The sequence below is a fragment of the Pseudomonas sp. P5_B2 genome (genome assembly GCF_056400445.1).
Map to the genome: position 1 here is coordinate 1 of NZ_JBFULH010000227.1, position 6,746 is coordinate 6,746.

The window sequence follows — 6,746 nt, forward strand, 5'->3', positions numbered from 1 at the left end:
TATCAGTGCTGTGAAAACACCTGCTTAAGTCCAAGGGATCAATGAATAGCAATGAAAAACTATGAAACGCCTCCACTGAATGTCCGAAAACCTTTGTGTTGGTTTTAAAAGAACCGATACCTGTGTGCAAAGCCCCCACGCGATGCCCGTGACTTCTGTCTCCGCGCAGGTCCACCTGTGCGTGCCACTTTTTTACACATTTGTGAATTTACTACTCAAAATTGTGAGTAGAAACAGTGCGTTTTTTCGTTGTTCTGTAATTGGCGACCAAATTGGCGCCAATAATTGCTGGAATTCTTGGAAATTGGTCTGATACTTGCTCTGTGTTCAGCTCACACATTTTGAGGGCAGGGCATGAGTGGTCTATTTCCGTGTATCGAACTGAGTGGCGGGCCATTTGCCCGAGGCGTGCAATACGGTAAGGCCTGCCCACAGATCATTGCTCGCAGCATTGAAATCTACGGCCAGCAACTGTTGGACATGGGTTATGACTGGGCCGGAATCAAGCGACTGGTCAACCAATTCATTCCCAATATTGAAGCGTTCGAGCCGCAGTACCTGGAGGAGATGCGTGGCATCGCCGAGGGCTCCGGTCACGACTTCGAGGCCATTGTGCTGATCAATGCCCGCACCGAGATCATCCACCTTGGGCGGCGTTCGATGCAGGACAAGCCGGAGCTCGATGGCTGCACGGGCGCAATCATCCTGTCTGGCGCCACTGCGAACAACGAAGTACTGCACGGCCAAAATTGGGACTGGCGCATGGAGTGCGCGGAGACGGGCGTGGTCCTGCACATTCGGCGTGATGATGGCCCGGACCTGCTGACGTTCACCGAAGCCGGCGGGCTGGCCCGCGCGGGCATGAACTCGATCGGTACGGCAATCACGGGTAATAACCTGGAGTCGGACCGTGACTATCAAGCGCTGGGTGTGCCATTGCCGCTTATCCGCCGCAAGGCGCTGGAAGCCAATCATTTCGCCCTGTCGATGAAAGCGGTGGCAGTGACGCCAAAATCGGGTTCGAACAACATGATGCTCAGTCATGCGTCCGGGTTTGGCATTAACTTCGAATGTGCACCCGATGAAGTGTTCCCGCTTTATGCCGCCGATGATCTGCTAGTGCATGCCAACCATTGGCGTAGTCCGGTTGCGCAGATCAAACTGAAAAACACCGGCATCGCTGGTGCACCGGAAAGTTTTTATCGCGATCTGCGTGTCGAGCAGATGCTCAAGCCATTTCACGGCAGCCTGACGCTGGAACATCTGAAAAGCGCGTTTTTCGATGATTTCGGCAAACCGTTCGCCGTTTGCCGTCCACCGCGTCCGAGTTCGAGCGGCGAGGACAATCTGTCTGCAACCGTGGCAATGATTCTGATGCGCCCGGCTAGCGGGTTCATGGAAATTGCCTCGTTGCCGGCGATCAATCGCACGTTCGGGCAATACCGCCTTGAGATGGAATCCGATTACGCACGCTACGCCACTTGGTAAGCGCTGCATTGTTGCCGGTTTGTKATCTGCCCGACTGAGGGCTGCGTAACCCCATCGAGGAACCCACATGTTTCGTTTGATCGTTCAGCGTCTGGCCATGGCGGTCCCGACGCTATTGCTGATCTCCATTGCGGTCTTCGCAATGATTCGGCTGATACCCGGTGACCCGGCGCTCTTGATGCTGGGCGATATGGCTACCCCGGCCAGTCTGACCAATTTGCGCCAGTCCCTGGGGCTGGATCAACCGGTGGTTGCGCAGTACCTGATCTGGCTCAAGGCGTTGTTCCATGGGGATCTGGGCTTTTCGATCACCAGTCATGAGGCTGTTTTGCCGCTGGTGCTTGAAAGGTTCAGCGTCAGCGTGACCATCGTACTGACGGCGGTGGCGCTGGCGGCGGCGATTGCCGTTCCGCTCGGCATGCTGGCGGCGTGGAAACAGGACACGCTGGCGGATCTGGGGCTGGTGACGACCGCGACGTTGTTGCTGTCAATCCCCGGATTCTGGATGGGCCTGCTGCTGCTTTATGTGTTCGGCCTGGAGCTGGGCTGGTTGCCGGTGGTGGGGTATGTGCCGTTTTCGGCTGACTTCGGTAAGGCGCTGGCCTACATCATTTTGCCGGTGACAACGCTGGTGTTGCATGAAAGCGGGGTGATTATCCGGATGCAGCGGGCCAGTTCGATCGAAGTCCTGCGCCTCGACTACATCGCCCATGCCCGCGCCAAAGGGCTGTCCGAACGTGCCGTGCTGTGGCGCCATACGTTGCGTAATGCGTTCGCGCCCACCTGGACCCTGATCGGTTTAATTCTCGGCAATCTGTTGGGCGGCATCGCCGTCATCGAAACCGTGTTCACCATTCCGGGTATCGGTCGCCTGATGGTCGACTCCATTTATGCCCGTGATTACCCCGTCCTGCAGGGCTGCCTGTTGCTCATTACGTTCGTCTACGTGTTGGTCAACCTGTTCGTAGATTTGATGTATCCGCTGTTCGATCCTCGGGTGAAAGCATGAAGATTTTAAGCGAAGTGACAGCGCCGCCCTTGGGGGTGCCCAAGGTGGCCGGACACAAGCGTCCGCTTTCGTTCAACGCGCTGATCGGTGGCAGCCTGCTGGTGGTGCTGGTGCTGCTCGCGGTGGCCGGGATCGTATGGACTCCGTATGACCCGCTGCGTCTGGATCTGGCCAACCGCTTTTTGGCGCCGTCCTGGCCACACATTCTAGGCACCGACGAGTTCGGTCGCGATGTGTTCAGCCGCATCATCATTGGCGCCCGCACCAGCCTGTGGATCAGCCTGCTGACGGTGATGCTGGCTATCAGCATTGGCACGGTGTTCGGACTGCTCGCCGGTTACCTGCGCGGTTGGACGGATCGCCTGTTGATGATGGTCAACGATGCCTTGCTCGCCTTTCCCGGGATGCTGTTGGCGTTGGGGTTGCTTGCGATTGTCGGGGCGAGCCAATACGGCATCGTGCTGGCGCTGGGCCTGGCCTACATTCCCACGGTTGTGCGAGTGGTGCGCAGCACCGTGTTGTCGCTGCGCGAACGAGAGTTCATCGAAGCCTCCCGGGTCATCGGTAACAGTGAGCTCTACACCATGTGGCGGCATATCGCGCCGAACTGCGTCGCACCGTTGATTGTGCTGGCCACCAGCATGTTTGGCTGGGCGATTCTCTCGGAGAGCGCCTTGAGCTTTCTCGGCCTGGGTGTTCCACCGCCTGCTGCCACGTGGGGAAACATGCTGGCGTCCAGTCGCCCGCATCTGGTCACGGCGCCGTGGCTGGGTTTCTTCCCTGGCTTGATGATTTCTATTGCCCTGATTGGCATCAATCTTTTCGGTGACGCCCTGCGTGATCGCCTTGACCCCCGGATGAGTCGCTAATGGATAACGTCAAGCCTTTGCTTCGCGTCAGTAATCTTTGCATTCAGGTGGGCACCGAGGGTTCGCTGGCCGTTGACCACCTCAATTTCGACATGGCCCCCGGCGAGATCGTCGCGCTGGTGGGTGAGTCCGGCAGCGGTAAAACCATGGCGGCCCGTGCGGTCATCGGCCTGTTGCCGCCGCCGATGCGCGTCTCGTCCGGTCGTATCGTGTTTGACGACATCGACCTGTGCACTTTGCCTTACGACCGGTTGCGCGATGTGCGTGGCTCGAAGATCGGCATGGTGTTTCAGGAGCCGATGGTCTCGCTCAACCCGACGTTGACCATCGGTCAGCAGATGGCGGAAGGGTTGCGCCTGCACACGGACCTGGATGAGAAAACCATTCTTGCCCGCTCGTTGGAAATGCTGCGGCGGATCGGTATCGATGATCCGCAACGCTGTTTACATGCGTTCCCTCACGAATTTTCCGGCGGTATGCGCCAGCGCATCATGCTCGCTTCGGTGATGTTGTTGCGCCCGGCACTGTTGATTGCCGACGAGCCAACCACCGCCCTCGACACCCTCGCCCAGGCTGACGTGATCGAGCTGATGCTCGAGCTGACGCGGGAGGAGGGCACGGCGATTCTGTTCATCAGCCATGACTTGTCGCTGGTAGTGCGCCATGCCCACAAAGTGGTGGTGATGCGCCACGGCAAGGCCATCGAAAGCGGCCCGACCGCACAGATCCTGCTGGGCCCGAAGGCTGAATACACCCGGCAACTGCTCGAAGCGCTACCCACCCGCGGCAACCTTGATCGTGCCTCCCTGGCCGCGCCCTTGGTCGACATGCGTAACGTCATTATCGAGCATCCGGGGCGTCAGGGGTTTCTGTGGCGCGGCAAAGCCAAGCGCGCCGTGGATGGGGTCAGTCTGCAAATCRCCGCGGGGGAAACCCTGGCGCTGGTCGGTGGCAGCGGCTCGGGTAAAACCACGCTTGGCCGTTCGGTGGTCGGTTTGGTCAATCCGATTGCGGGCGAGATCTTTTTTGATGGCGTCGACATCCTCAAAAGCGCCAATCGCGAGCATCGCTTGCAATGCCAGATGATCTTTCAGGACCCGGTTTCGTCCCTCGATCCGCGCGCCCGGATTGGCGACATTCTCGCTGAGCCGTTGCGCCATGTGCCGGGCCTCAGTCGCGAGCAGCGTGCCGAGCGCGTGCGCACCATTTTGCACGATATCGGTCTGGACCCGCTCTTTGCCAACCGTTTCCCGCATCAACTCTCAGGTGGTCAACGGCAACGCGTGGCGATTGGTCGGGCGCTGATTCGTCACCCCAAGCTGGTGATCGCCGACGAACCGATTTCCGCCCTCGACATGACCATCCAGAAGCAAATTCTGGAGTTGTTTGAGCGGCTGCAAAAGCAGTACGGCTTTGCCTGTCTGTTCATCTCGCACGACTTGGCGGCGGTGGAGCGAATTGCCCATCGCGTGGCCGTCATGCAGCAAGGTCGACTGGTTGAAATTGGCACGACCGCGCAAGTGTTCGATAACCCGCAACACGCTTTTACGCATCGCCTGCTGGCGGCCGCCAATCCGTTGGTACGACGGGATGACGGCAGCTATCAATTGCGCAGCAGTGTCGCTGTGTGAAGGACTTTCAAGGTCGTCACACCGGTGACGGCATAAACCCGTTTCAGCTCTATCAAGGACTCGCCTATGAAACGCTTTTTAGTAAACGCGCTGACGCTGAGCATGATGACCATGATCGGTTGCGGCGTCGCCCAGGCGCAAACCCTGCGTCTGGCCATGAACTCCGATATTCGCAGCCTCGACCCCGGCGTCAATCGCGACGACCGTTCCGATGCGGTCGTGCTGCACATGACAGAAGGCTTGGTCGCCTATGGCGAAAAGGGTGAAGTCAAACCGCTGCTCGCACAGAAGGTCGACGTTTCCGCCGATGGGCTGACCTACACCTTCACCTTGCGTCCTGGTGTGAAGTTCCATAACGGCGAGGCGTTGACCTCAGCCGATGTGCTGTGGAGCTGGAACCGCGACATGGACCCCAAGACCCAGTGGCGTTGCCTGCCGGAGTTCGATGGCAGCGGTCTGACCAAAGTGACCAAGGTCACGGCGCCGGATGACCATACGGTGGTGATGGAACTGGAAAAGCCCAGCGGTATGTTCCTCGCCACGCTGGCGCGTACCGATTGCGGYGGCACTGCCGTTCTGAACAAAGCCTCGGTCAATGCTCAGGGTGRGTTCCTCGCCCCGATTGGCACCGGTCCTTATCAGCTGGGCGAATGGAAGCGCGGGCAGTACGTCACGCTGACCCGATTCACCGGCTACCAACCGTTGCCCGGTCCACGCGACGGCTACACCGGAGGCAAGAGCGCACTGACCGATGAAGTCCGGTTTGTGATTATTCCTGATCAGGCGACGGTCAAGGCCGCGCTCATTTCGGGTGATCTGGACATGGCTGAAGTCACCGAAACCGACCTGCCGGAAATCAAGACGCATGCAACGCTAAAGGTCTCTACAGACCCCAGCGCGACCATGAATGTGCTGATGTTCCAGACCCGGGATCCGTTGCTCAAGGACAAACGCATTCGTCAGGCCATTGCTGCCGCCATCGATGTCAAACAATTGGTCGCGACGACGAGCAACGGCTTCGGTGTGCCCAATAATTCGATCATCAGCGTGGCTTCCAACTACTACGGCCCCAGCGAGCAGCGCGGCTTGACCTACGACCCGCAGAAGGCGGCACAACTGCTTCAGGAGGCGGGGTATCGCGGGCAACCGCTGACGATTGTCGCTAACAAGCGTTCGATGGTGCCCAGTTATGACCTGGCAATCATTGCCCAGGCCATGCTTCAAGCGGTCGGTATTAACGCGCAGGTTGAAGTCATGGAGTGGGGCACTCAGCTTGAGCGCTACCAGAGCGGCCGCTATCAAGCGATGTCCTTCACCTATTCGGCTCGCTTCGATCCGGCGTTGAGTTTTGAGCAAGTGACGGGCAACAAGGACAAGGAGTCGCGCAAGGTCTGGGAAGATCCTGTGGCGATTGATTTGCTGACCCAGGCATTGAAGGAAGGTGACGTCGCCAAGCGCCAATCGATCTTCGATCAACTGCATGAGCGCTTCATTGATCAAGTGCCAATGATCGTTATGTACAACGGCTTGGACATTGTTGCGCTGAACGAAAAAGTAGAGGGCTACGACGCCTGGATCGGGCAGAAGCCGCGCCTGTGGGGCGTCAGCATCAAGCCTTGAGATTCATGGTTCCAATGGGGTTTGACGGATGTGTGCCGCGATCAGTCGCTTGAGTTGTTCGCGGTCACCGTTACGCAGGGCGTCAAGGATCTGGAAGTGTTCGCGGCTCGACTGCTCGGCGCGTAGATG

The 6,746-nt window shown here is 58.5% G+C and carries 6 protein-coding genes; 5 read left to right on the forward strand and 1 reads right to left on the reverse strand.

Features of this window, described 5'->3' with window-relative positions; translation table 11 throughout:
• Positions 1-354 precede the first annotated feature (354 nt).
• The 5 genes from AC1DRJ_RS16675 to AC1DRJ_RS16695 all read left to right on the forward strand — a co-directional run bounded on the left by AC1DRJ_RS16675 (position 355) and on the right by AC1DRJ_RS16695 (position 6,617).
• The gene (locus AC1DRJ_RS16675) at positions 355-1,488 is read left to right on the forward strand and encodes a C45 family autoproteolytic acyltransferase/hydolase (protein ID WP_477803120.1); all 1,134 of its coding nucleotides are present in this window, start codon (positions 355-357) and stop codon (positions 1,486-1,488) included.
• 67 nt (positions 1,489-1,555) lie between these two features.
• Entirely contained in the window at positions 1,556-2,497 is a 942-nt protein-coding gene (locus tag AC1DRJ_RS16680) for an ABC transporter permease (RefSeq protein WP_477803121.1), read from the forward strand.
• On the forward strand, positions 2,494-3,366 hold the full coding sequence (locus tag AC1DRJ_RS16685; RefSeq protein ID WP_477803122.1) for an ABC transporter permease: 873 nt from the start codon (positions 2,494-2,496) through the stop codon (positions 3,364-3,366). Before AC1DRJ_RS16680 ends, AC1DRJ_RS16685 begins: the two co-directional genes overlap by 4 nt.
• Positions 3,366-4,997 (forward strand): dipeptide ABC transporter ATP-binding protein, encoded by a 1,632-nt coding sequence (locus AC1DRJ_RS16690; RefSeq protein WP_477803123.1) that lies wholly within the window; start codon positions 3,366-3,368, stop codon positions 4,995-4,997. The genes AC1DRJ_RS16685 and AC1DRJ_RS16690 overlap by 1 nt, the downstream gene beginning before the upstream one ends.
• Positions 4,998-5,063: 66 nt before the next feature.
• Entirely contained in the window at positions 5,064-6,617 is a 1,554-nt protein-coding gene (locus tag AC1DRJ_RS16695) for an ABC transporter substrate-binding protein (RefSeq protein WP_477803124.1), read from the forward strand.
• Between the two features lie 3 nt (positions 6,618-6,620).
• On the opposite strand, the gene AC1DRJ_RS16700 is transcribed toward AC1DRJ_RS16695, so the two are convergent.
• The coding region (locus AC1DRJ_RS16700) for an FCD domain-containing protein (protein WP_477803125.1) at positions 6,621-6,746 on the reverse strand (126 nt) is incomplete at its 5' end.

Excerpts from the sequence above, each read along its gene's own strand:
- AC1DRJ_RS16675 (WP_477803120.1), top strand. The coding sequence starts at position 355 with ATGAGTGGTCTATTTCCGTGTATCGAACTGAGTGGCGGGCCATTTGCC.
- AC1DRJ_RS16680 (WP_477803121.1), top strand. The coding sequence starts at position 1,556 with ATGTTTCGTTTGATCGTTCAGCGTCTGGCCATGGCGGTCCCGACGCTA.
- AC1DRJ_RS16685 (WP_477803122.1), top strand. The coding sequence starts at position 2,494 with ATGAAGATTTTAAGCGAAGTGACAGCGCCGCCCTTGGGGGTGCCCAAG.